The sequence below is a fragment of the Flavobacterium hibisci genome (assembly GCF_020026925.1).
GTDB lineage: Bacteria > Bacteroidota > Bacteroidia > Flavobacteriales > Flavobacteriaceae > Flavobacterium > Flavobacterium hibisci.
This window is the reverse complement of sequence record NZ_JAIQDW010000006.1, coordinates 67,163-93,330: the sequence shown is the minus strand read 5'-3', so window position 1 is coordinate 93,330 and position 26,168 is coordinate 67,163. Positions and strand designations below refer to the sequence as shown.

Annotated in this window: 21 protein-coding genes; 8 read left to right on the top strand and 13 right to left on the bottom strand. The window is 37.0% G+C overall.

What is annotated here, in order from left to right; all coding sequences use genetic code 11:
* Positions 1-133 precede the first annotated feature (133 nt).
* Positions 134-1,516 carry an MFS transporter gene (locus K8B81_RS08285; RefSeq protein ID WP_223680764.1) on the bottom strand — a complete coding sequence of 461 codons (1,383 nt, stop codon included), beginning with the start codon at positions 1,514-1,516 and terminating at the stop codon, positions 134-136.
* Between the two features lie 455 nt (positions 1,517-1,971).
* Here K8B81_RS08285 and K8B81_RS08280 point away from each other — a divergent pair, with 455 nt between their 5' ends.
* The gene (locus K8B81_RS08280) at positions 1,972-2,478 is read left to right on the top strand and encodes a GNAT family N-acetyltransferase (protein WP_223680762.1); all 507 of its coding nucleotides are present in this window, start codon (positions 1,972-1,974) and stop codon (positions 2,476-2,478) included.
* A 320-nt stretch (positions 2,479-2,798) separates the two neighbouring features.
* Here K8B81_RS08280 and K8B81_RS08275 read toward each other — a convergent pair whose 3' ends face one another.
* From K8B81_RS08275 to K8B81_RS08255, 5 genes are all read right to left on the bottom strand, one after another.
* Positions 2,799-3,632, bottom strand: a complete 834-nt coding sequence (locus tag K8B81_RS08275; RefSeq protein WP_223680760.1) for a phospholipase A — start codon at positions 3,630-3,632, stop codon at positions 2,799-2,801.
* Between the two features lie 291 nt (positions 3,633-3,923).
* Positions 3,924-4,307 (bottom strand): DUF3037 domain-containing protein, encoded by a 384-nt coding sequence (locus K8B81_RS08270; RefSeq protein WP_223680758.1) that lies wholly within the window; start codon positions 4,305-4,307, stop codon positions 3,924-3,926.
* Positions 4,297-5,079 (bottom strand): HipA family kinase, encoded by a 783-nt coding sequence (locus tag K8B81_RS08265; RefSeq protein WP_223680756.1) that lies wholly within the window; start codon positions 5,077-5,079, stop codon positions 4,297-4,299. Before K8B81_RS08265 ends, K8B81_RS08270 begins: the two co-directional genes overlap by 11 nt.
* A 206-nt stretch (positions 5,080-5,285) precedes the next feature.
* Complete coding sequence (locus tag K8B81_RS08260) at positions 5,286-6,329, bottom strand: RluA family pseudouridine synthase (RefSeq protein ID WP_223680754.1); 1,044 nt, start codon at positions 6,327-6,329, stop codon at positions 5,286-5,288.
* The gene (locus K8B81_RS08255) at positions 6,319-6,942 is read right to left on the bottom strand and encodes a PASTA domain-containing protein (protein ID WP_223680752.1); all 624 of its coding nucleotides are present in this window, start codon (positions 6,940-6,942) and stop codon (positions 6,319-6,321) included. Before K8B81_RS08255 ends, K8B81_RS08260 begins: the two co-directional genes overlap by 11 nt.
* Positions 6,943-7,370: 428 nt before the next feature.
* Between K8B81_RS08255 and K8B81_RS08250 the strand changes: the two genes are divergently transcribed.
* The 7 genes from K8B81_RS08250 to K8B81_RS08220 all read left to right on the top strand — a co-directional run bounded on the left by K8B81_RS08250 (position 7,371) and on the right by K8B81_RS08220 (position 11,846).
* Positions 7,371-8,342, top strand: coding sequence for a D-alanine--D-alanine ligase (locus tag K8B81_RS08250; protein WP_223680750.1), 972 nt, complete (start codon positions 7,371-7,373; stop codon positions 8,340-8,342).
* 124 nt (positions 8,343-8,466) lie between these two features.
* Entirely contained in the window at positions 8,467-9,093 is a 627-nt protein-coding gene (locus K8B81_RS08245) for a zinc ribbon domain-containing protein (protein ID WP_223680748.1), read from the top strand.
* Between the two features lie 50 nt (positions 9,094-9,143).
* On the top strand, positions 9,144-9,836 hold the full coding sequence (locus K8B81_RS08240) for a DUF421 domain-containing protein (protein ID WP_223680746.1): 693 nt from the start codon (positions 9,144-9,146) through the stop codon (positions 9,834-9,836).
* Between the two features lie 93 nt (positions 9,837-9,929).
* Positions 9,930-10,388: a pantetheine-phosphate adenylyltransferase gene (coaD, locus tag K8B81_RS08235; protein WP_223680744.1), complete on the top strand. Its 459-nt coding sequence runs from the start codon at positions 9,930-9,932 to the stop codon at positions 10,386-10,388.
* 33 nt (positions 10,389-10,421) lie between these two features.
* A complete protein-coding gene (locus K8B81_RS08230; RefSeq protein WP_223680742.1) occupies positions 10,422-11,006 on the top strand; it encodes a zeta toxin family protein in 585 nt (194 codons plus the stop codon).
* The gene (locus tag K8B81_RS08225) at positions 10,993-11,142 is read left to right on the top strand and encodes a hypothetical protein (RefSeq protein ID WP_223680741.1); all 150 of its coding nucleotides are present in this window, start codon (positions 10,993-10,995) and stop codon (positions 11,140-11,142) included. Before K8B81_RS08230 ends, K8B81_RS08225 begins: the two co-directional genes overlap by 14 nt.
* Before the next feature lie 125 nt (positions 11,143-11,267).
* Positions 11,268-11,846 (top strand): PhnA domain-containing protein, encoded by a 579-nt coding sequence (locus K8B81_RS08220; protein WP_223680739.1) that lies wholly within the window; start codon positions 11,268-11,270, stop codon positions 11,844-11,846.
* An 83-nt stretch (positions 11,847-11,929) separates the two neighbouring features.
* Here K8B81_RS08220 and K8B81_RS08215 read toward each other — a convergent pair whose 3' ends face one another.
* The 7 genes from K8B81_RS08215 to K8B81_RS08185 form a co-directional block, all read right to left on the bottom strand.
* Entirely contained in the window at positions 11,930-12,484 is a 555-nt protein-coding gene (locus K8B81_RS08215; RefSeq protein WP_223680737.1) for a fasciclin domain-containing protein, read from the bottom strand.
* Between the two features lie 195 nt (positions 12,485-12,679).
* On the bottom strand, positions 12,680-15,928 hold the full coding sequence (locus tag K8B81_RS08210) for a TIM-barrel domain-containing protein (RefSeq protein WP_223680735.1): 3,249 nt from the start codon (positions 15,926-15,928) through the stop codon (positions 12,680-12,682).
* Positions 15,929-16,037: 109 nt separating this feature from the next.
* Positions 16,038-18,590 carry an RICIN domain-containing protein gene (locus K8B81_RS08205; RefSeq protein WP_223680733.1) on the bottom strand — a complete coding sequence of 851 codons (2,553 nt, stop codon included), beginning with the start codon at positions 18,588-18,590 and terminating at the stop codon, positions 16,038-16,040.
* A 113-nt stretch (positions 18,591-18,703) separates the two neighbouring features.
* A complete protein-coding gene (locus K8B81_RS08200) occupies positions 18,704-20,281 on the bottom strand; it encodes a T9SS type A sorting domain-containing protein (protein ID WP_223680731.1) in 1,578 nt (525 codons plus the stop codon).
* Positions 20,282-20,293: 12 nt separating this feature from the next.
* A complete protein-coding gene (locus tag K8B81_RS08195; protein WP_223680729.1) occupies positions 20,294-22,831 on the bottom strand; it encodes a TIM-barrel domain-containing protein in 2,538 nt (845 codons plus the stop codon).
* 245 nt (positions 22,832-23,076) lie between these two features.
* Entirely contained in the window at positions 23,077-24,243 is a 1,167-nt protein-coding gene (locus K8B81_RS08190; protein ID WP_223680727.1) for a SusF/SusE family outer membrane protein, read from the bottom strand.
* Positions 24,244-24,259: 16 nt separating this feature from the next.
* Positions 24,260-26,155 carry a RagB/SusD family nutrient uptake outer membrane protein gene (locus tag K8B81_RS08185; RefSeq protein ID WP_223680725.1) on the bottom strand — a complete coding sequence of 632 codons (1,896 nt, stop codon included), beginning with the start codon at positions 26,153-26,155 and terminating at the stop codon, positions 24,260-24,262.
* Positions 26,156-26,168: the final 13 nt, after the last annotated feature.

Here is a 26,168-nt window from a genome sequence, read left to right as displayed (position 1 = left end):
TAAAAATTAACCCGATAACGTGAATTTACTTCGTCAGTTCGCTATCTGGAACAATTGCAAAAAAGAAAGGCTCTCGTTATCTAGAGAGCCTTTCTTTTTAAACAAAAAACATTTACTATTTCTATTTTTAGATTTAAGATTTTACTGTTTGATAAGCTAAATTTACAGCTGCAGGTAATTTCTCTTCTTCTTTATCTTTAACTAAAAGTTTTATAGCCAAAACTACAAATCCTGTTACCAGAATAATGATTCCCAATACATAAAAAGCACTTGTGTAATCAATTAAATCCTTAGTTTGAGATACTCCGCTTTCGTCAATCACATCTTTAGTAAATTTAACCGCTTTAGCTTTGAACAGGAAAGCAATCAACATCGCCCCTATATTTCCGCCTGCTCCTACAATTCCGGCAACACTACCTACCGCTTTTGGATTTACGAAAGGTACAAGACTATAAGTTGCTCCATTTGCCATTTTTAAACTCATTCCAAACAAGAACATTAAAAATATAGCAACCCCTAACTGATTTGTCAGACCAAAGAAAATAACACCAACACCTTCTAAAAGAAGCAGTAATGCAAGCAATAAATTTTTCCCTGAAAAACCATATCTCTTACCCACTTTGTCAGCAACGATTCCGCCTAATGGTCTTGCAAAAAGATTGATTAATCCAAAAATACCTGCGCAGATTCCTGCCGTTTTCAAACTAGCACCAAAAGTATCTGTAAAATAAATCGGGGCAAAATTATCAATCGTGATCTCAACTCCAAAACAAGCTGCATAAGCAATGGTCAAAACCCAGGTACGGTAGTCTTTTACAGCCAGCATAAAGGTATTTTCTTTATTGGATGTTTCTATTCCAAGCTCTTTATAATTACCATTTGGCAAATCTTTGGTAAATCGGAAATATAAAAAAGCAAAAACCAATAATAGTACTCCGGGAACAATCATGGCATATCTCCAGCTGTCTTCCTTAGTGCACACTCCTAATCCCACGAATCCTGCTGCAATAAGAGGCATGGTAATATTAGCCAAACCGGCACCTGCATTACCGAATCCTCCTGCTGTAGCATTGGCAGTTCCTTTAATGGACGGTGCAAACATTACTGAAGTATGAAACTGTGTGATCACAAAAGAAGCACCAATAACTCCGATAGCCAATCTAAAAAACAGGAAACTTTCATACGATTGTGAAATACCAATCAATAATACTGGTACGGAGCAAATCAGTAATAACCAGGTATAAATTATTCTTGGCCCAAATTTATCGACTAATCGGCCTATTAATAATCTGGCGATAATGGTTGCCGATACCGACGCAATCTGAATATTACCTAATTGGTCTTTTGTCAGGTTCAATTGCTCTTTGGCGATGGGCATAAGCGATGCCATACCAAACCATGCAAAAAAGCAAAAGAAAAATGTTAACCATGTAATGTGGAAGGTACGCATCTGAACTCCTTTGCCACTAAAAATGTTTAAACTTGAAAGCGGTTGATTTGTTGAAATTGAACTCATATCAAAAAAATTAATCGTTTAGTACTGTTTATTTTCTAAGCATTTAAACTTACGTCTAAGTATTTTACTTATTTATACAGCAAAAATAAAAGCTAAACTTGTAATAAAAACTGCCAAAACGCAGTTTTTTGAAAAAAATAAGTATTTTTACTTAAGTACTTTGTTCTATTTTCAACAACTCACCACATAAGTTCGTAATCAGGAAGAAGTTAATTTAAAATATTCCCAGCGCAGGCGTCACGCTTGGGTACACAAAAACTGAATTGAATTCAGCAGATTTTACATTTACTTACATAAATTAAAATTTCAATTGCCTCCTGCTTTAGCGGGAGTTTTTTTTGGAATTGGAATTCGGCTTTAGCCAAAAAAATGTAAAGATTAGGCTAAAGCCATTTTCTGATGTAATTTTGCTCCTCCAGCTAAAGCTGGAGGCAATCCATTTTTCACTTAATAATATGATTACAAAAGCATCATTAGAAGACATTCCTGCATTAGTAACCCTAATCAACTCTGCTTACAGAGGCGAATCCTCCAAAAAAGGCTGGACAACAGAAGCGCATTTACTCGAAGGAAAAAGAACGGATCAACAAGAAATGACTGAAATCTTTCAGGATTCAAAAAACACGATTCTGAAATATACTGATAAAAATGCCATTATCGGTTCGGTTTTATTGGTTCAAAAAGAGTATCAATTGTACTTAGGAATGCTGACGGTTTCGCCTGAACTTCAAAACAGCGGCATTGGGAAAAAGCTTTTAGCTGAAGCTGAAAATCAGGCAAAGACATTAGGATTATCTTCTATTATTATGACGGTTATTTCGGTTCGCGAAGAGCTTATTGCCTGGTACAAACGTCACGGTTATACTGATACTGGTGAAAGAGAAGCTTTTCCTGAAAGCGAAATTCATGTTACGGTTTCTGATGAGCCTTTGGAGTTTATTTATTTGGAGAAGAAACTTTAGAATTTTACCGCAAAGATTCGCTAAGCGTTACGCAGAGATTCACTAAGTTTTTTTTATATTGTGAAGCAGCAAAGACTTCCACGCAGATTTAAAAAAGATTTAAGCAGATATACGCAGATATACGCAGATTATCTGTTTAAAATCTGCTCAAATCTGTAGAATCTGCGTGAAATATTTTTTTAATCCTTAAGCAGCTATTTTCAATTCGCTACGGGTTATACTGAGATTCGTAACATTTTCTTTCAATCCCGCAAAGACGCGAAGTCTGAAAGCTTGTTTTTAAGAGTTTGCACAAATAAAAAAAATTATCGCTTTTAATATTAGAAAATTCCCATATTCTCCGGCTTTATCGTAAATCCAATACGCAACATGCTTCTATGCTCCTGATAGTAGATTAAATTTTCTGTGTAACCTACAAACCATTGCAGGGTGAGATAATAATTTTCGTCTCTGTATGGCCGCCAGTTTAGCTGTGTCTGTAAAGACCCATAATTGATAAGACCGCTTCCTTTTCTGAAAAGAATGTCGGCACTCCATCGTCCGGGTTGTATCTGATAAGTTGCACTCGCTTCGCCATATCCGACATATTTCGTAAGTCCGGGATTGTCTTCCTTATCCACAAGAGGAATCCATCCTCTCAAACCCACTACCCAGCGTGGTGAAATCTGTGATTTTAAAGAGAAAGCAAGCATGTTCCAGGTTCGTGAATAAATGGAATCCCTGCCATTAGATTCGTGTTCCATTGAGATTGCCCCATACGTGAGCCTTCCACCTTTCAAATAAAAAGGACGGACAAGAGCTACACCCGGATTAAAATTAATTTCTGAAAATGGCTTTGAATTAGCATAAATATCCCAAAAAGCTTTTTGTGTGTACATCAAATAAGGAAAAAAACCACCCCACAAAGGTTTTGAATTCAATCTAAGTTTAAAACTTACCTGGTATTTAACATCGGCATTATCATTGGTAACATCTGTATTGACTGGTATTCCTGTCAAAAAATAATTGTCTCTGTGAACCGAGAAACTAGGTTCTTTCAACAGCGAATCTGCTGCACGAAAATTTTTATTAGGTTCTAAAATAGGGTCTAAAATTTGGGAATTTACTTTGATTGAAAATAAAATAATAAAAATGAATAGGTGTTTTGAGCGCATTCTGTAATCTAAATTTGGATTATTTGTTTTGAGACAAGTTATAGTATTACGATATCAAATATTAACTCAAATAAAGCAACAGTTAACCCAAATGAATAAATTAATTAAAAATAAGGTGGGATTCGAAGAGTTTTCTTATCGTCAACACAAAGTACAACGTAGTTTGTCATTCCGAGGAACGAGGAATCTCTACAAGTAGCTCTACAAAGTGATATACTTTACGGAATATCATCGCGAAGATTCCTCGTTCCTCGGAATGACAAAATGAGAATAACGTCCCTTTGGCTCTAATTAAAGAACCAACTCCTCAAACAGCCTCTGAATCGTCTTTTCCAAATCTTCACACAAACCCGGATGAGGCCTTGAAGTCTGAATAGCTGAACTTCGAATCGCTGTTAGCCATCGAAAACGAGACGGAATATCCATTTCACCAATTGGGCCGCCATCTTTGTCACCACTGGCAATTTTCTTAAGGGCTGCTATATTGCAGTGCAGCTGCTCCAGATCAAAATCGTTCGAAAGAGCCTGTATTTTAGCGTCGTCGATATGCGATAATACTTTTATAAATTTCGCTTTTTTGCAAAATAAAATAATTCCGATATTCAGGAATTCTTCGCGTTCTACCCTTGGTACAACCCGAATTACGGCGTACTCATATAAGTGATTATCTTGCATTTTGAGCCTGATTTACAAAAATTTCTGAATTTTCTAATCTTGTCTTTAAAAACTGCAAATACACATTTCGCAAACCTTCAGGAGTTTCATCTGTGTCTTCCCACTGTAGCCATTCCAACGGAATTGTATTGACAATTTCTTCTAAAATTTCGGGTGTCAAAATCGCTCTGAATTCGGCATCGACTTCTTTTAAAAGTGAAGCCTGAGGAAGTAAAACATGATCTTTTATCAGCGCAAACGGACTTTTGGCATGTTGCTCCCAATTGTTCCAGGAATGATGAAAATACAAACAAGCACCGTGATCAATGAGCCATAATTCCTTATGCCAGATCAGCATATTGGTGTTTTTAAAAGTCCGGTCAACATTGGTAATATAAGCATCCAGCCAGACGATCTGCGAGGCTTGTTTAGCATCTACAGTCGTCACCACCGGATCAAACGTTATGGCACCGGATAAAAAGTGCAATGCCAGATTGAGTCCCTGGCTTCCCTGCAGTAAATCCTGAATTTCTTCATCAGCTTCAGTGCGCCCAAAAGCTTCATCCAGATTGGCAAAAACCAATTCCGGCAGCTGTAATTTTAAGGCTTTGGCAATCTGTCCTCCTACCAATTCGGCAATCAGGGCTTTTACACCATGCCCGGCACCTTTGAATTTGAGGACATATTTAAAGTCATCATCGGCTTCCGCCAACGCTGGCAAAGAACCGCCTTCGCGCAACGGCGTAATATATCGGGTTACATTGACCGTTCTGAGATCGAAATTGTTTTTCATATAAGTAAAATATATTTCATATACAGTATTTACTATACTACAAACTTACTCTTTTAGACAATTGAATTCTTATACTTCATCGATTTTTCGATTTCAAAATTCCCATAAAGTGAATTAAAAAGTATTAAAAAGAAAAAGCTCCATCAGGAGCTTTAAGTATGTTCAAAAGAATTATCTAATTGACAAATTATCTCATTATCAAATTATTACTCCTCATCTTCAGTATTATGCGATTTCACATAATTACGCCATTTTTCAATACAATCCTGAAAATCCTGAGGCAATTCGGTGTCAAAACGCATCATTTCATCTGTATTCGGATGAACAAATCCAAGTGTTTTAGCATGCAGTGCCTGACGTGGCAAAGCTTTAAAACAATTTTCTATAAACTGCTTGTATTTCGTAAATGTAGTTCCTTTTAAAATCAAATGACCTCCGTAACGCTCATCATTAAACAACGGATGCCCGATGTGCTTCATGTGCGCGCGAATCTGGTGTGTCCGCCCTGTTTCCAGTTTACATGAAATTAAAGTAACATAACCAAAACGCTCCAAAACTTTATAATGCGTAATGGCTGGTTTCCCGATTTCAGGATCCGCAAAAACGGCCATTTGCATGCGGTCTTTTAAGTGTCTTGCAAGATTTCCTTCGATGGTACCGCTGTCTGCAGTGACATTTCCCCAAACCAGCGCAACATACTCACGTTCTGTGGTTTTAGCCTCAAATTGTTTTGCTAAATGCGTCATTGCAGCTTCCGTTTTGGCTATGATCAAAAGTCCGGATGTATCTTTATCAATTCGGTGAACCAAACCTGGACGTTCGCTGCTGTTCATCGGTAAATTTTCAAAATGAAAAGCCAAAGCATTCACCAAAGTTCCGGTATAATTACCATGTCCCGGATGTACTACCAGTCCGGGTGGCTTATTGATAAGCAAAAGCGCGTTGTCTTCATAAACGATATCCAGCGGAATATCCTCCGCATCTACCCTATTTTCAAACGGCGGATGCGACAACATTACCGTTATCACGTCAAAAGGTTTTACTTTGTAATTTGATTTTACCGGAATATCATTCACAAAAATGTTTCCGTTCGTGGCCGCATTCTGAATTTTATTTCGCGTGGCATTCGGAATCAAATACATCAAATATTTGTCAATACGCAAAAACGCCTGACCTTTTGGGACTTCAAATCTGTAATGTTCGAATAACTCGTCTTCCAGATCTAAATTTTCTTCATTATTATTGTTCATCAGCCGGGGTTTCTTCAATTGGCGCAGCAGTACTGTCTACAGCCTCACTTTCATCTACATAACTTGCTTTTCCGTCACCTAAAACCAAATCGATTTTAGATGCTTTCAATACGCGGTCACCTGGTTTCAGGTTTCTGCCTTTATATCGGAGTTCCAAAACCATATCTTTTCCAAGATTCGGAATATATGTAATCGTTCCTTCCTGAAGCCCTAACGCTTTCAACGTTGGAACCGCTTCACGATATGTTTTATCAATTAAATCCGGGATTTTAACAGACGAAAATCCTGATGCATTAATCTTAATATATATTTTTCGTCCTACTTTTACCATCGTTCCCGGCAGCGGGTCCTGTTCTACGACACTAAACTTAGGATATTCACTTCTGTAATCAACACTATCCAAAAGCACATAATCCAGATCCAGCTCATCCAGTTTTTCCTCTACCTGTTCTTCTGTCAGTTTAGCTAAATTCGGAACCGCAATTTCATGTCCGTGGTCCGTTGTAAACGTCAGCCAGTGCATAAACAAATAACCTAAAACGGCAATAATAGCAGCTGCACCCAATACTTGTAAAAAAAACACACGGCTCGTTAAATACTTACGTAAACTCATAAATTTATTTTTAGATGAACGCAAAGATAAAGCTATTTCGTTTCAAAAAAAATGATAATTTTGTTTTAAGAAAGAAAGCTAATAATACACGTTATTATAAGGAGCTGTTTCCTGCTGTCCGCTGTATCTTTTGCGCCGAACCCCGGCACAAAAGGATGCCGCTACCATCAGGGCTAGGGCTTTAGGTTTCATTAGAAGTTTTTTTCTATAGATATTGCTTTGTCATCCCGAGGAACGAGGACACGAGCGATAGTGAACTGGCGAAGCAATCTCCATTAGCAGCTCCGCAAAGATTGGCGATTTTGATTGTAGAGTTTCTTGCGAAGATCCCTCGTTCCTCGGGATGACAAAAATGAGAACACTCAGTAGCGAAAACCTGAAACTTTAAACAAATAAAATTAACGAATAAACACATAAACCAAAAGTCAATGAAAAACATAGCCATCATCATGGGCGGATATTCAAGCGAATATAAAATCTCTCTAATCAGCGGAAACGTTGTAAAACAATACCTTGACAAAACTAAATACAACGGTTTCCGAATTCATATTTTCAAAGAAAAATGGGTTTACGTTGACGAAAATGATGCTGAATTCCCGATTGACAGAAACGATTTCTCTGTAACCGTAAAGGGTGAGAAAATCAAATTTGACTGTGTTTTCAATGCTATTCACGGCTCTCCGGGCGAAGACGGACTAATGCAGGCCTATTTTGAATTGCTGGGAATCCCGCAGACTTCATGCGATTATTATCAGGCTGCTGTGACGTTCAACAAACGTGATTTGTTATCGGTTTTAAAACCATACGGAATCAAAACGGCAATTTCCTATTTCCTTAATAAAGGTGATGTAATCAATACAGCCGAAATTGTCAAAAAAGTAGGTTTGCCTTGTTTCGTAAAACCAAACAAAGCAGGTTCAAGTTTTGGAATCTCAAAAGTAAAAACCGAAGCCGAATTGCCAATCGCTATTGAAGTAGCCTACAAAGAAGACAACGAAATCATCATCGAAAGTTTCCTTGACGGAACCGAAGTCTCTGTTGGCGTAATCAATTACAAAGGCGAAATCATCGTTTTACCCATCACTGAAATTGTATCAGACAATGATTTCTTTGATTACGAAGCAAAATACGAAGGAAAATCACAGGAAATTACACCTGCGAGAATTTCAGATGAACTGACACAAAAAATAGGCGAAACCGCCAAACGTGCTTACGAAGTATTGAAAATGAAAGGATTCTCAAGAAGCGAATTCATTATCGTAAACAACGAACCACACATGCTGGAAATGAATACTATTCCGGGTTTAACAACCGAAAGCCTTATTCCACAGCAAGCCAAAGCAGCGGGAATTTCGCTTGAAGATTTATTTACTAATGCAATTGAGCTGGCGCTGGCTTAAAGATGCTAAGATACTGAGGTGCTAAGATTTTTAGCACCTTTTTATTAAATTCATAAAACTTGTCAGACTGAGCGGAGTTGAAGTACTTCAAGTCTAATCTTCATACCTCACAAAATCAAACAATATGCTCTTTCTAGTTGGAACTCGTGATTCAAATATTAAAAACGGAGAAATTTTAAACGAAGAATGCCCGAAATGTAAAGCAGAAAGCACATTGCTTTTTAGCATTTACAGAAAATACACATACCTGACTTTGATCCCTTTGTTTCCTGTGGGCAAACTTGTTTTTATAAAATGCAGCCATTGCAAAGAATCATTTGATTACGAAGATTTATCAGAAAGTATTCAGTTAAAACTACGAACTGAAAAAGTAGAGAATCCAATTTGGATGTTTGCAGGCTCTTTTATTTTAGCATTATTTCTTATTTTTACAATTACGAATTATTTTGACAAAAAAAACGAAACCAGCATTCTGATAAAAAATCCAATTGAAGGAGATGTCTATAATTTGAAATTTTCTAACGGTTTTTATTCAAATATGAGAATTGATAAAGTAATCAAAGACAGCATTTATACAACTCATAATGATTTTGATGCCTATATGCCTTATGAAATTGATAATTTAAATAAAACTGAAAACTATTCAGACAAAAAAGTTAATTATTCCCGAAAAGGGTTATTAAAACTTTATCAGGAAGATGGTATTTTAAAAATAATACGCAAAAAATCTGATTTAGATTTCAGCAATTAAACTAAAAAACTCAGAATCTTAGTAACTTAGAACCTTAGCTCCTCAAAAAAATGAAAGAAATATTTGAATGGGACAGATTGTTATTTAACGAATTACCCGTAGTATTCCTTCTCGAAGTAATATTTCGTTCCAGCGTGATGTTCATCATTTTACTATTAACGATGAAACTTGCCGGAAAACGTGGCGTAAAACAATTGTCTATTTTCGAAACCGTAATTATCATTGCTTTAGGTTCTGCAGCCGGAGACCCTATGTTTTATGAAGATGTCGGGATTGTACCGGCTATTATCGTTTTTGCTGTTATTATGATTTTATACCGGGCTGTAACCTGGCTGACCGGAAAAAGCAAAAAGTTTGAAGAATTTATTGAAGGCAAAACGGAATGCCTTATTAATGACGGAAAATTCTCTGTAACCAGTTTCAAAAAAGAGACTTTGGCCCAGGATGAATTTTTCTCTGAGCTCCGTGTAAATTCTGTTGAACATTTAGGACAGGTAAAACATGCATTTATAGAACCAAGCGGTGAAGTAAGCATCTTTTATTACGAAGATGAAAAAGTTGGATATGGATTACCGATTTTACCAGCTTTGTTTAATAAAAAAAACAAAATTATTCCAACTGACGGTACTTATTCCTGCACTTTTTGTGGGCATACCGAAGAACAAAAAGCAGGAACCGCAAAATGCCAGGTCTGCCAAAAAGAAGAATGGGTTGAAGCTATAAATACAAAAAGAGTTAGCTGACAAAAATCAATATCAGATTCAAAAATCAAATTCAATGTCAATGTTAATATCAATCTCCTAGATCCGCATTTGAATTAAACCTTAACTTAAAAAATGAAAAAAGCTATATTTCCGGGATCTTTTGATCCTATTACTCTTGGACATGAAGACATTATCAAAAGAGGCATTCCTTTGTTTGATGAGATTATAATCGCTATTGGAGTTAATGCCGAAAAAAAATACATGTTTTCACTGGAAGAAAGAAAACGCTTTATTGAAGAAACTTTCAAAGATGAACCTAAAGTTTCGGTGATTACTTACGAAGGCCTGACTATAGATCTCGCAAAAAAACTAAAAGCCAATTTCATTTTAAGAGGCTTGCGTAACCCGGCTGATTTCGAATTCGAAAAAGCCATTGCCCACACGAACAGAAAACTTTCTAAAATTGAAACGGTTTTTTTATTAACTGCTGCAGGTACTTCGTTCATCAGTTCGAGTATTGTTCGTGATGTATTACGCCACGGAGGTGAATATGAAATGCTGGTTCCGGATGCGGTGAGGATTAAGAAATAAATATTTGATTCCAAATTAAGTACATTTGTAGTAATGAAAAAAAATCTTTACATAATTGCAGGTTGCAATGGAGCTGGTAAAACTACCGCTTCTTTTACAATTTTGCCAGAAATATTAAATTGTAAAGAATTTGTAAATGCCGATGAAATTGCAAAGGGTCTGTCTCCTTTTCAACCAGAAAAAGTTTCGTTTGAAGCAGGAAGAATAATGCTAAACAGAATAAATGATCTTTTACTTTTGAATGAAAATTTTGCTTTCGAAACTACTTTGGCTACCAAAAGCTATAAATCAAAAGTGATTGATGCAAAAAAAAATAATTATACGGTTACACTTCTTTTTTTTTGGTTAGAAAATGTCGATTTGGCTATAGAAAGGGTTAAAACAAGAGTATTAGAAGGCGGTCACAATATTCAAACTGATGTTATTTATCGCAGGTATAAAAATGGAGTCAAAAATTTATTCGAAATATATTTGTCTCTTGTTGACGAAGCAATGATATTCGACAACTCATATGGAAAGCCTGAATTAATTGCAGAAAAAACTTTAGAATCAGAAATTACCGTTTTAAACGAAACAAAATTCAATAATTTAAAAAATTACTACAATGAAAACTCATAAAAGAACTGAAAACCAAACTAAAATTCTTGAAGGAATGGATCAGGTTTATGAAAAACTAATAGAGTTCAAAAAGAAAATGAATAGCGAACTAGTTGTTCTGAAAGACGGCAAAATAGTTCGAATTAAACCTCAATAAAATTAATTTTAATAATTCTTGTGCACATCCAGAATGTCTCATCGCTCTAAAAAATAAACAAAAATATAAATTTGTAACCCTTACAAATTAAAACTAATTTCGCTCCCTCAAATAAAAATCAAACCATGAGCATCGAAAGAGAATTAAATAAACGCAGCGGATCTAAATGTGAACTTTGCGGCGCAGAAGAAAACCTAAAAGCATATCAGGTTTTACCGACTCAAAAAGGAGGTATTGATGAAGCTGTATTAGCTTGCAGCACTTGTATTGACCAAATTGAAAATCCGGACAATGTCGATTTAAATCATTGGAGATGCCTGAATGACAGTATGTGGAATGAAAACATTCCGGTTCAGGTTGTGGCCTGGAGAATGTTAAGCCGTATGCGTTCTGCCGGCTGGCCTCAGGAACTACTTGACATGATGTATTTAGACGAAGATACTCTGGCATGGGCACAAGCTACGGGCGAAGGTGAAGATGACGAAAATAAACTGGTTCATCGCGACAGCAACGGCGTAGTTTTACAGCACGGAGATTCTGTTGTTTTAATAAAAGATTTGAAAGTAAAAGGATCCAGTATGGTTGCCAAACAAGGAACTGCTGTTCGTAACATACGTCTGGACCATGAAAATGCTGAATATATTGAAGGAAAAGTCGATGGTCAGCAAATTGTCATTATTACGCAATACGTTAAGAAGATATAATTTAAAAGTCCCGGTTTCATTAATACAATAAAACCGGGACTTAAAACACTTATAAAAAAATCAATTAACCTTATATTTTTATTTTACATTTTTGGTAACAATACAGTATCCACTACATGTATTACACCGTTTGACTGATTGACATCAGCAATTGTAACTTTAGATTTGTTTCCACTTTCGTCTGAGATGTATAAGTCTTTACCTTTCATCCAGGCTGTTAAAGTTCCACCACTGACAGTTTTAAGCGTTGCTTTTCCTTTACCCATTTTTATTGCTTTTGCAATGTCAGAAGCGTTCATTTTTCCGGCAACCACATGGTAAGTAAGAATGGTTTGAAGTTTCTTTTTGTTCTCCGGTTTTAATAATGTTTCTACAGTTCCTTTTGGTAATTTATCAAACGCTGCGTTTGTTGGAGCAAAAACAGTGAATGGTCCTTTACTTTGTAATGTTTCTACTAATCCCGCCGCTTTTACTGCTGCAACCAATGTGGTATGATCTTTTGAGTTTACAGCATTTTCAATAATATTTTTACTCGGATACATGGCAGCTCCGCCAACCATTACTGTTTTTTGTGCGTTTGATGTAAATGCAAATCCTAAAGCTAAAACTGCTGCTGCTAAAAATTTTCTAGTTTTCATAATGAATGTTTTAAGTTATAAGATGATTTACGCTGTACTATAGGATTTGGTTTTCTTTTTACCTAAAAAAAATAATATCATGGAATTTTTATGATGCAAAATACTGTAATCCAGCATCAAATTAAAAAAGCCACATTTTTTTAAATGTGACTTTTACTTTGAATTTAAATCTAATCTATAAGTCCTGTAACACTATCAAATTGAAGGAAAAAGACTTGTTCTGGTAATTTTATCTGATGAAAAATCAACAGAAAGCCCATCGCCGTAACTTTCCTGAAAGTATTCTAAACGAATAGGCAGAAGACCTTTCTTCAGTGTTACTTCGGATTTCTTTTCGTCAAAACCGTGTAAACCATCATTATCGATAATCAATTGATTATTGATATATAATTTACTTCCATCATCAGAAGCCATATAGAAAGTATATTTTCCGTCTTCCGGGATGTTGATGAATCCATTGTACACTAAACCATAATTGTATGTATCATGTTTAATTTTCTTCAGATCAAAATCAGGGGCAAATCCCTTATCAACCGGGGTAAGTTTACTGAAGTCAGGCATTTTACTCCATCTTCCTTTATATAAACTATAATTTAAACCTGTCTTTTTATTATAGAATATTTTTGAAACAACAGAACTTTGAGAACCCTCACCTGCCGGAACAGCAATCACATTTACACGAGCCGGAACTGCCACTTCAAATGCTTTTGTATACAGTTGAGAACTGCGTGTTGGAATAGAACCGTCTGTTGTATAGTAAATTTTATCAGTACCATTTTGTACAAACGCTACTTTTGCTTTTGTATCGGAGTCTAATTCGGTAGCATTACTGGCAAATTCTGGTCTTTCGGCAATTTTACCGTAGATTTTAAGCAAATTATAATATGGTTTGTATACATTATCTGCTTCGCTGACAGACTGAATAGTTAGAAGCGCGTTATTCCAACGATCTGAAAATCCATCAATTTCTTTTTTCATATCTGCAATATTATACTCCAGATTTTGACCAAATTGTGAAAGAGACATAATTTCAAAAGGACTGTGCAATCCGTCATTCCAATTATTTAACAAACGGAATGCTTCGAAATTTTTCATGTATTTGATTTGTCCTTTTTTACCTGAAAGAAGTTGTTGATCGTAGTCAGGGAATTGAACCTCAACAGCAACTTTTGTATTCGTTGGAGATTCCGGTAAATAAACACGTGTTTCAAAATCGTTTCCGGCATAAGACCATCTGCCCACTTTGGGTTCTTCACTGTACGGAATATTTTGTCCGTTTACTGATACCGCTGTTGGAGGAAATGAACATGGGAAACGAAGTTCGTAACCTCTTGACGCCAGCATTCCAGGAAAAGATCCTTCGACAGGAGCTATCACAATATTCATTTTGTTTCCGGTTTGCTCTGAAGTCACAGGTGTGAAACTAAAAGCGTTTTTCTTGAAATTGTTATTATTTCCTTCATCTTCATACAATTTCAAAGCACCTTTTTTACCCGGGTAAAAAGAAAGAATCAGCGGATTTAATGGTTTTTCATCCGTTCTTTCAACTTTTGACTGCATCGGAATAATGGCTCCTTCTTTTACAAAAACAGGAATATCACCTATAGTGAAAGGCATTGTAACTTTTCTGCCTCCTTTTATGATGCTCCCGGTACTGCATTCATACCATTTTCCTTCCGGTAACCACGTTTCATGTGATAAAAATACATTTCCTTTTTCGATAGGCTTTGTAATAGGATGCACAACCATATCACGACCAAACATATATTGGTTTGGGATAGTATATGAATTCTCTTCTTTTGGATAATCATAATACATTGGGTGAACGGTAGAAACTCCTGTTTCATAAGTATTACGTGCTTCATTGTATAAATAAGGAACCAGTGAATATCGCAGCTGATACGCCTCTCTCATAATAAGGAAATTGTCGATTGGGTAAGCCCAGATACGTCTTTCGTGCTGAGGTGCAGCCGTTGCATGTGTTCTGAATATTGGACTAAAGATTCCCCACTGAATCCATCTGGTGTAAAGCTCAGCAGTTCCGGCGTCGCCCTGATGTCCTCCAATATCATGACTCCAGTAACCAAATCCTACATTCGCAGCAGTAGCCGTAAAATAAGGCTGGTAATTCAATGACTCCCAGGTTACATGCGTATCTCCTGAAAATCCGATTTGGTATCTGTGATTTCCTAAACCTCCCCAACGGTGAAAAATTAATGGACGCACTTTGTTCTGACGTTCCATATCACTATAATGTACATAATTTAAGTAAATCGTAGGATTAACACCTGGAATATTGGTACTTCCCCATTGCTGCCAGTCTAACCACCAAAAATCTACTCCCGCTTTTTCGATAGGGCGTAATACAAGATCCATATAATTAGTTGCAAACTTTTTATCGGTAATATCAAAAGGCACATATTTTTTTGAAGCCGGATCGATTCCCATTGCTTTCGCCATTTCAGGATATGCTTCTTCGTAAGGCTGTATTCCTGAAGCCGGGTGAAGGTTCAGACACGTTTTTAGATGCTGCTCATTGGTCCATTTCAAAAATTTTTCAGGAGAAGGAAACAGATTTTTGTTCCATGTAAATCCGGTCCATCCTGAATCTTCTCCAGCCTGGTCTCTTTGTCTCTGTCCGTTTTTGAAAAATTCAGGTAATGATTTAATATGCCAGTCCATATCAATTACAAAAACATCAAGCGGCACATCGTGCATTTTGAATTCACCCACAAGGTCACGGAATTCAGTATCCGAATATTCCCTGTATCTTGACCACCAGGCACCAAAGGCAAATCGTGGAGGCATGGCTATTTTACCTGCGATATCAGTATAGTCTTTTAAAGCCGCTTTATAATTCGAATCATAAGCAAAAAGGTATAAATCCTGTGGTTTATCTCCGGGACGTGCCATTACCCATGGCCACTCCGAATTATCAAAAAGCGGACGCTCGCTGTCGTCTATCATATACCATCCATCGCGTGAGATAATTCCTTTTTCAAGTTCTTTGGCAGGACCGTCAACTCCATCCAGAGTACGGGTTGTTCCTAATAAGTTTTTATTGTTCGCCAAACCAGGTTTCCATGAAACAGGTTTACCATTTACAATAAAATCTACACTTAAATTTTTGTCGTTAAACTTACCTGATCCTGTTTTATATTTAAGTTTTAGCACATCGGTAGCAATTTGCAATTCACCCTTGCTCTCTTTTTTACTAAAAGTTGGCACGGGAAGGTTTCGATTTACAAACGTTAATGAAGCATTGTCTGTAAACTTACCGTCTGCGTTCCATTCCATACGGATTACGCGGGGTGAAAGTACTGTAAATCTCGCATTTCCTGAAACAACTACTGCTTGTGGATTGGCTTCAGGTTTGTATTCCTGAGCCGATAGAGCAGCCGACGCAAGATAAAAAATGGTAACTAAAAATTGTTTTGTTTTCATATTCACTTTTAAAATTAATCTCAATCCATACTTCAAATTATTTCATTAAACCTAACAGCCACATTATAATCTAATCCTTAATTTGAAGTATATGCTTTTTATTCGGAGTTTATTTTTTAATAAATTTCTTTACATATCTGGCTCCGTTTAGCTGAATCTGCAGTATGTAAAGGCCTGATGTCAGATTTCCGACATATAAATCGTTGTAGAACTTTAAAGGATTACTCACTAGTCTGCCCTGGATATCATATATTTTCATATCTGCTGCTGCTAAATCAATATCTGACGTAATATGCAATAGCTGATCTACAGGATTTGTCAGCATAATTTGATGGCTTAACTGCTGCTCATTAATCCCTAAAGTCGTTTCATAAAACTGCGACTTTGTTATCACTTCCCTGCCCTGAAGGAAACTTGACCATTCGAGTTTACAGGTAGCGGCGCTGGTGTTTTCAAAATATTCTAATTTGATATTGTATTTCTGGCCAGCGTCCAGGTAAATTTTTCCTCTGTTTTCTCCTGTGTCATCCAGCCATTTATCAATAATTAACTGATTGTTGATCCAAAGTCTTCTTCCGTTATTACTGGTTACATAAAAAGTATATTCGCCACTATATTTTGGCTGCACCTGACCTGTCCAGCGCACTGTGAAACGATCAGCATTTACTACACCCGAAGCAGGAGAACCAAAAGCCCAGTCAAAATTTATGGTCGCATCTACCCTGTTCAATACAGATGTTTCAAAGTTCATTCCGTTGAAATAATTCGCTGACAAACCGGTTCCGGTACCAATTACCGGATTTACATCCGGTATTAAATCCAGTTTCCAGCGCTGGGCATTGTTATTAAAATCTGACCACTGCTGAATATTAGTTCCCGGCTCAGCAAAGTCATCGGCAACATCAAGACATTTATTAGTGCCTTTGTGCGTTAATTTAAAATAACCGTCAGGCATTAAATCAATTTTCCAGCGTTGGGCATCATTATCTGTATCATCCCATTGGTGTACATTGGCACCGTCATTACTGCTATTGTTAACAACATCCAAAACCTGGTTGGTTCCCTTATGTTTCAACTGATAAAATCCATCACTTTCTAATGTAATATACCAACGCTGAGCATCCACATTCCCACTGTCTGTCCATTGGTGAACATTGGCTCCCGGTGTCGTAAGATCCCTGTCTACACTAATAACCTGATTCGTTCCTTTATGTGTTAATTTGTATAATCCTCCAGAAACAATTGGAACATCGATTAATTCCAGTTTCCACCGCTGTCCATCGCTTCCATTGTCTGTATTTTGTCTCACATTAGCAAGAGGAGCGCTACTATTTTGATCTACTTCCAGACATTGATTGGTTCCTTTATGGGTCAGCTTAAAATAACCGTCTGTCATCTTTTCAAAACTCCAATACTGAGAATCATTTCCTGTACCAGTGGTTCCCTGCTGCACATTTGCCTCAGGCAGATTACTGTTACTATCTACCTCCAAACATTGATTGGTTCCTTTGTGAGTCAATTTATAAAACCCATTCGACTCAAGCGTAATAACCCAACGCTGCGAATCATTACCATTGTCGGTATTCTGCTGTACATTAGCGCCCGGCTGATTACTATTGTTGGCCACTTCTAAAACCTGCGTCGTTCCTTTGTGCGTCAATTTGTAAATACCTCCCGAAACAATTGGTGCTACAGGCAATGCAGAACATGAATTATCCGGTACTCTTGGCTTCACACCATAATTAGTCATATTTACCGGTTCAATTAAATCATTTGCATTAAAATACATATGGTCAATCGCCACTTTTCTGTCCCCGCTGGATGCATTTTCATAACGATGGTACACAATATAATATTCGTCGCAATCACCCATTTTTATAACAGAATGGTGTCCCGGTCCTTTATCCTGTACATTGGAACTAAGTACAGTTCCGCGATATCTCCATGGCCCCATAGGAGAATTGGATGTTGAATATTGTACATTATAGGAATCGTTACCCCAATATCCATTAGAATACATCATATAGTAAATTCCTTTGCGCTTTACCATATAAGGAGCTTCGGTATAATTTTGAGGTGTTATGTTGGTTGATGCCGAAGACAAACTAATCATATCCGGATTTAATTTACGTACTGCCAGTTTGCTTTTGCCAGAACCTCCGTAGTAAATGTATGCCTGACCGTCATCATCTGTAAATACCATGGCATCAATAATATCATCTGTAAATGGATCTGTTCCGATAAGCGGCGCACCTAAATCTGTAAAAGGACCAGTTGGGGAATCCCCCACTGCTACCCCAATCTTAACTTCTGCCGTATAATAGAAATAGTATTTATTATTTCGGAATGCAACTCCGGGAGCCCAGCCATTATTTTCGGCCCAGCTGCATTGGGGACCAATATCAAAAATTACCCCTTCATCTGTCCAGTTTGTCAAATCTACCGATGAGTAAGCATGAAATTGTTTCCCTGCCGACGCCGTAGGATAGATGTAATATTTGTTGTTAAAATAATGAATTTCAGGATCTGCACCGGAAAACAACGGATTACCACTTAATTGTGCCTGTACCGGAGCAGCGAAAATCATCAACATAAAAAAGACGGCAAGGCGTAATTTTAGCTGATCAGGCAGATTGTAACTTTTTTGTAAAATTCGTATCATAATTTTTATTTTTAAAACATCCCTAAAAAGTTACCTTTTTATTTGAATTTTAAAGGGCATTTTTAGAGATGTTTACATTAACTTAATTGTTATTTTAAAAACATGTTGTCACATTATTTCTTTATAAATTGTCTCGTAATTTTTTCACTCTCTTTTTCAAAAACAGCAAAATAAATTCCCTTTGCTAAATCCGAAACATCTAAACTGTTATCCTTTGTGTTTTGCTCCATAACCAAACTTCCTGTTTGAGAAAAAACACGAACCTGAATTCCTTTCATATCTATATTAAAGAAAAGTGTGTTTTTTACCGGATTTGGATAAATAAAACTTTCTTCCTTAGTAAAATCAGGCTGACCAAGATTTCCAGAAATGTTTTTAATACTTACTTTATTAGTTCCCAAATTAACCGTCACTTTATACGTTCCTGTTCCTCCTGCAGGTACTTTCCACATATTTTCAGGAGCTGTACAGCCTGCTGCTTTTGTAAATGCGGTTCCGGATAGTGTTTGGTCTGCTACTGATGCGTACAACCATGTATCATCACAGCTGCCAGTGCCTGAATGAAATTTGAATTTTCCATCAGTACTGCCATTTGAAGCCGCTAGTATTCCTGTCCAGATAAAAATATTTAAATCCGTTGCAGATTGTTCCATCAATAAGCCTTTCGTATCATTGCCGGCAGAAGTGGCGTCACCAACAATGGAAAGCGACTGAACTTGTGTTTTTTGAAAACTTACTTTTTGAGTTCCAAGATTCACAGTTACTTTGTAAATCCCGGTTTCTCCAGGCTTTACCTGCCATTTATTATCTGAAGCACATCCGTTTACTGTTATAAATGAGTTTGCAGACAGCGATTGATCGGCAACAGTACCATTCAGCCAAATATCATCACAAAAATTATTCGAGCCGGAATGAAACTTGAATTTTCCTTCTGTAGTACTGCCATTCCCTGCCAACAATACTCCTGTCCATGTGTAAACATTTATATTCTCAGTAGACTGCTGCATCGGAATTCCTTTTGGATTCCATCCTATTGATGTAGCATCACCAACTATTGACAGAGAATTTACAACCTGTTCTATTTTTATTGTTTTCGCTATTACGTCAATAGTAATATTATAGGTACCTGTCTGACCTTCACGAACTTTCCATTTTTTATCATTATTACAGCCGTTTTCTACTTTATATGTAGTTCCGGATAAAGCCTGATCTACGTCTGTGGCCATCAGCCAAATATCATCGCAAAAATTATTAGGCCCGGAATGAAACTTGAATGTTCCTTCTGTTGTACCATTACTTGCTGTTAATTTCCCTGTCCATTTGAAAATATTTGGCTGATCCGGAGAATGATCCATTAGCAGTCCCTTAGGATCCCACCCTATTGATGTAGCATCTCCAACTATAGCCAAAGTTGCAAATCCATGTATCTTTTCTATCTTGACTACTTTTGTAGCAGTATTAACAGTTATCTTATATGTACCATTTTCCCCCGCTTTTACTTTCCATTTGTTATCCGGGTACGAACAGCCATTTGCTATAACCATTGATGTTGAAGCTAAAGCCTGATCTGCTGAGAGTGAATAAATCCAAACATCATCGCATTGTCCGCCTGTACCACTGTGAAATTTAAATTTCCCTTCCGTTTTACCATTACTGGTAAATAAATGACCTGTCCATGTAAAAACATTCAAATCTTCAAGGGACTAATTCATTGGCAATCCCAGCATATCAAAATTCATAAGATCTGTAGCATCCCCTACAATCGATAGCGAATTGATTGCCGGTGTTTTCTGAATTACATAATTTAATGTGGATTCATCAAATGTTATACTGTAATTACCATCGGTATTTACAGAAAATGAAATTGTATTACTGCTATCATTTGTTTGTGTGGCTTTTCCGGTTAAGCCCGTTGCGCCTCCCCATTCTAATCCGTTTGCATTTTTACTCTGAATAAACTTGAAAGTATATGTCTGCCCCGCTTTTAAATTAAGGGAATCAAACTTCCATTTCTTTTCGCCAACATTTACCATTGGAGCTAAAATTGCATTAAAGCTTCCTTTAAGAAACATGGTGTTTATCATTCCTAAATCAGGGTTCTGATTTTCATCTTTTATTATCGGTATATAACGTACAGTATTAGTTGACCATTCAGAATATTCTATTCCGTTATCTGTAACATATCCTATTCTGCTGACACGATTAATGTTTTTACTTCCTCCTATTTGATTGATTACAATCTTTAATGAATCAGCGTTGTGTTTTGTCACATTAATTCGGTGAAGTGCATAATCATTTGATTTGTATCCAAATCCGTCCCCATCATCATGGTAAAGTTCTCCTGAGGCAGTTCCGTCTTGTAATGGATTGATCAGATAAGTAATATTGTCACTTTTGTAATCTGACGTGCTTTGAACAACATCAGTAATTGGAACTACTGAGCCTGGCCTTACATATAAAGTGGCCTGATATTTATCGTCTTCTGTATTTTCAAGCTTTACTTTATTCCAGTTTCCTTTTGGTAAATTCGGATTTACAGCCCATCTCGGAACAACCAGTAAATCTTTCCCCACCAAAAAGGCCTGCTGTTCATTTCGCAGACTCAAATCAGTATTATCTGCAAAAAAAGCAGGTCTCATCAAAGGCATTCCTGTTTGGGAAGCTTCTCTTAACAAGGTGTACATATAAGGAAGAAGACGATATCTTCTATTCACAGCTGTGCGGGAAACATTTTCAATTTTGGATCCAAAAACCCATGGTTCCTGATTAACAGCGTTGTTAGCAGCATGATTTCTTGAGAAAGGATAATACGCTCCAAGAGCCATCCAATGCCCCAGCAAATCAGGCGTACAATCGTTGTTGAAACCACCAATATCAGGACCCGAAATAGGCTGACCGGAAAGTCCTAATGTTATAGACATTGGGATCGACAGCTTTAAATGTGCCCAAGTAGAAGAATTATCCCCCGTCCAGGTTGCTGCATATCTTTGACCTCCCAAAAAATTGGAGCGTGATAAAACAAACGGACGTTTATCCGGATTAGATGCAACGATGCCTTCACGGCTGGCTTTGACCATCAGGTAACCAAATACGTTGTGATACCTTGCATGTGTGCCTGCCGGCAAACCACCTCCTCCACGGTGCAAATTGGTTTCAGGCATTGTTTTGTTCGGAGTGTCAAATACAGAAGGTTCATTCATGTCATTCCAGATTCCGTCTATTCCGGTTGCCATGAAATTTTTATATAATCCAGCCCACCAGGTACGGGTTTCCGGCCTGGTATAATCCGGAAAGGCTACAACAGGAGGCCATACCTGACCGTTAAATTCTGTACCATCAGCATTTTGTACCCAATGGTTGCCTGCTTTTCCCTGGTCATAAACAAAATAACCCGTTTCTTTTTTTACGCCGGGATCAATCATATACACCGCTTTGAAATTTTTACTGTGCAAATAATCATTCAGCCCTTTAGGGTTACCAAATGTACCCTGATTAAAGGTAAATACTTTATATTGATCCATATAGTCAATATCCATCCAGATTACATCACATGGGATTTTTCTATTCCTGAATTCATCAGCAATACTCTTTACCTTTGAGTCCGGAGTATAAGTGAATCTGCTTTGTTGAAAACCAAGTGTCCATAAAGCAGGAAGCTCTATTTTACCGGTTAACTCCGCGAGGGTTTTTAATAACTCCTGCGGACTGCTTCTTTCAATAACAATCACTCTGAATTCAGGGCCATCCGAAGTTATGGTAACCGGATTTGTTATTACAAAAGATTGTTTCCAGGTATGATCTGCAATAATTCCGAAAGCAGTACCGTCAGGACGAACCCCCATAATCCACGGATGGGACTGATAGAGGCGGGTACCATTATCAATCCAGTAATTTGGTGCTTCGCTATTCCATAATGTTACCTGAGTATCATTACGTCTCAGCGGTCCTGTTACTTCTCCGTTTCCATAAAAATCTATACTTCCTGTATAGGGAATTTTCACTACACTTTTACCATTTACAATGCTAAAAACAGGCTTTATGGTCCATGTTGCAGGAACACTGCCCTGATTGGTAAGATCATTTATAAAAATCAGAGACGGCAATGTGCCTGAAGGATTAAAATTGTTTGGATAAAATACCGCAATATTGTCCCCGGTCATATGTGAAGTCTGACTCCGGGTTATAAGTCCATTGAATACCAATAAAGGAATCAATAGGAGTAATTGTAATCCTTTTTTCATAATTGTTTCGTTATTTTAAGGGATTTTTTGTGATTGCTTTTTAATATTTAGCAATAAATATTTAAGCAAACAGTAGACAAACGTTTACTTAGAGAACTTAAAATTCACCTGTATGGTTTACTTAGAAAATTATAATTATTACAAATACTAAAAAGAATCAAAAACCTTCCAATACATCAGATTGGAAAGTTTTGTCTTCATTTTGTTGGGACAATTTTATTAACTGAAAATATTTATTACTATATCTACAGTTTTTTTAGCGCAATAGTCATTTTCGCAGGATTAACAATAAGTTCGTAATTCCCTGTCGTTTCAATAAGCCATTTATTATCAGGATTAGCGTTTGGCATCAAAGACATTGGTATTGGGGATGCATCAGGTATGAGTTTCGTAAGATTTACTGCAGGCATTAAAGCTCTGCCTCCCCAGTTGCCTTGCTGTGTATAAAGTTTAAATTCGCCCGCATCAAATTGTCCTTTGTATGAAAAAACTTCAGGGTTCTTAGGATCCCATGCCATTTGTTTGGCTTTTCCAATATCCCAGCCTATACCAGTTATTGCATTTCCAACCATATAAATATTTTCGTAAGGCACATATCCAAAAACATAGGTTTTCTGATCAATATCTATATATAACGAATGACGGCCTGACTCAGCTACTTTGAAAACATTATCGGCAGTTCTAGCATCAGTTTCATTATACACAAGCGTATTTCCCGCTGCAGGATCATAAGAAGGCAATTCACTTCCCGGTTTTTCAATAACCTTGAATGAGCCTACTGAAAAATTTCCAATATAATTATAAATTGTTCTTTCAGTAATTTCTGGTAAGCTTGTACCTGTACTGTAATCCCAGCTGCCGCTTATAGCATCTCCAACCATAAACAATGGTAACGGCCCAGGGCTATAACTCGTGGCAGAAAAAGTGGATGTAGATACTTCAGGCAGCTGAAACTGTTTGCTATTATCTACTCTTGCTATTATTTGTACCTGAAGGTTTGTTACAACACCTCCAGGGCGTTTAAAGTTTTTCAACAATAAATCGTTTAACTGCTTTACTGTGTAGGACTTAGTAAAAACGCCTTCCGGAATTTCTTCTGTAATGGTTGTATAATTGCTATTATCCTCTTCCATACCTTCACCAAAATTTTTGCCTTCAATATCCATACGGAAAAAGTAAGTCAAATTTGTTCCGGCTCCCCTGTCATTTCCTTTTGTCCAGGTAAAAGTTATGGCATTTTGTCCCTCATTTTCTTTTACCAATACAACTTCGTTAACGGAAAGACTTAAAGTCATCGGATTATCAAAATTGGGTTCTTTAAGCCAATCAGCATTCTCAAGTCCTTTATCGTCACAAGAGACAAGAACGATACTCATTATGATAAATGAGATAATATTTTTTATATTTTTCATTTTAGTTTCGTTTAAATTATTTGTCCCAGAAAGGTGCCTGTACTAAATTTGGATTCTTTTCAATTTCTGCTAAATATACTGGAAACCAGTAAAAAGCTTTTTTGTATACTCTGTTTTGATAAACGGTTCTTTTGTAAAAATCATTTGCATTAGAACCATTGTAATTCATTCCGTAGAAAGGACCATTTAGAACTGTTTCTGCTAATTTCCATCTTCTTAAATCACTATAACGTATTCCTTCAGTGCAAAGTTCAACTCTGCGCTCCATTCTGATTATTTTTCTAATACTTTCCTGATCACTGTTAACATGTATATTTGAAGCATCAGATGGTCCTGTTGTATATGTCCTTACACCAGCTCTTTCCCTGATTTTATTGAGGTAAATCAGGATATCAGCATTACCCGGATCTGATTCATTAAGTGCTTCAGCATAGTTCAGATACACCTCACCTAACCTAAATAGAATTCCGTGGCGTGCCGCAAAATAACCTGAACGCGGATTTCTTGTCGGATCAGTTCTTTTTCTTACTAAATAACCATTTTGCGGGGCATCATGCGTATGATTATTATCTTTTCCACCGTTAAAAAATTCCAGTTTTCTGCCATTATCTTTTCCGGCATTATCGCCTTCAGTATACCAGGCTTTATCAAAATTAACTGCTAAATAAAATCTTGGTTCACGATTGCAATACATATTATATGTCCCTGCTACTGTAACCAGACCTGGGCTTTTAACTTCATTAAATTTTGTTGATCCGCCAGTCCAGTATCCATCTTCTGAAGAGAAACCTGTTTCAACATATCCGGAAGACGGATCTGTGATTGGCAGACCGTTATCCATAAAAAAAGCATCTACCAGTGACTGCGTAACTCCTAATCCGCCTGCTCCTCCATTTCCACTTGGTGCCGAATGTCTGTCATACTCTCTGTAATCACCACTTGGACGTGCAAACAATACTTCTTTATTACCATTGTTAGCCTCTACAAGATGCAGGTTTTGACAAGACATAAAAGGATCAATTTTTCCTGCTGCATTCAATTCTGTATATAATTTATGACCGGCAGCTTCTGCATCCATAATTAATTTTTTACTGGCATCTGCAGCAATTCTCCATTTATTGGCATCATAGGTTGGGTTAAATAATGGCTTTCCGTCTTTAGTATTATGGCCAACATACTCAGGATTACCATTTACAAGCGGACTTGCGGCAAAAAGTAACATTCTCGCCCTAACAGCTTCGCACATAATGGATGTTGCGCGTCCAAATTTTCTACCATCTGAATAAGAGGTTGGCAAAATCAGGGCAGCCTCTCTCAATTCTTTATCAGCCCAGGTTACGATTTCATCATAAGGAGTCTGGCCTACCTGTAAATCTGAAAGATTATAATCAACAGGTGTAATGGCATCCGGATTAAAAGGAATCGGTCCGTAAGTATCTAATAAAAGTGTATAATAATAGGCTTTTAAAAAACGACACTCCGCAATCATTAGCTTAACCTCATCCTGTGTCAAACCATCTTCAGGTAATGGCTTGATATTCTGAATAAATATATTACATTCTCTAATTCTTTGAGGAAGTCCATTCCAGTATCCTGGTGCCCATTGCGAACCTACCGACCAGTCGCCCAATATAAATGGTATTACATCCCAGCCATATTGGCGCCATCTCTCAGACGGAGTAATATCATCAGCTAAGATTTCCCATCCGGTCTGACGAACAGTTCCTCCCCAGATAGGATCAGGAATCCTTGAATAGCAGGAAGCCAGCCAGTTCTCTACTTTTGTTTTGCTCTGAAAAACAGCATCAAGAGTAAGTTCAGTATCGCTCTCTTTATCTAAGTAATCTGAACAAGATGACGATAATAATAATCCTAAGAAAAGGAATATTGATCTGATATATATATGTTTCATTTTCATTTTTTTT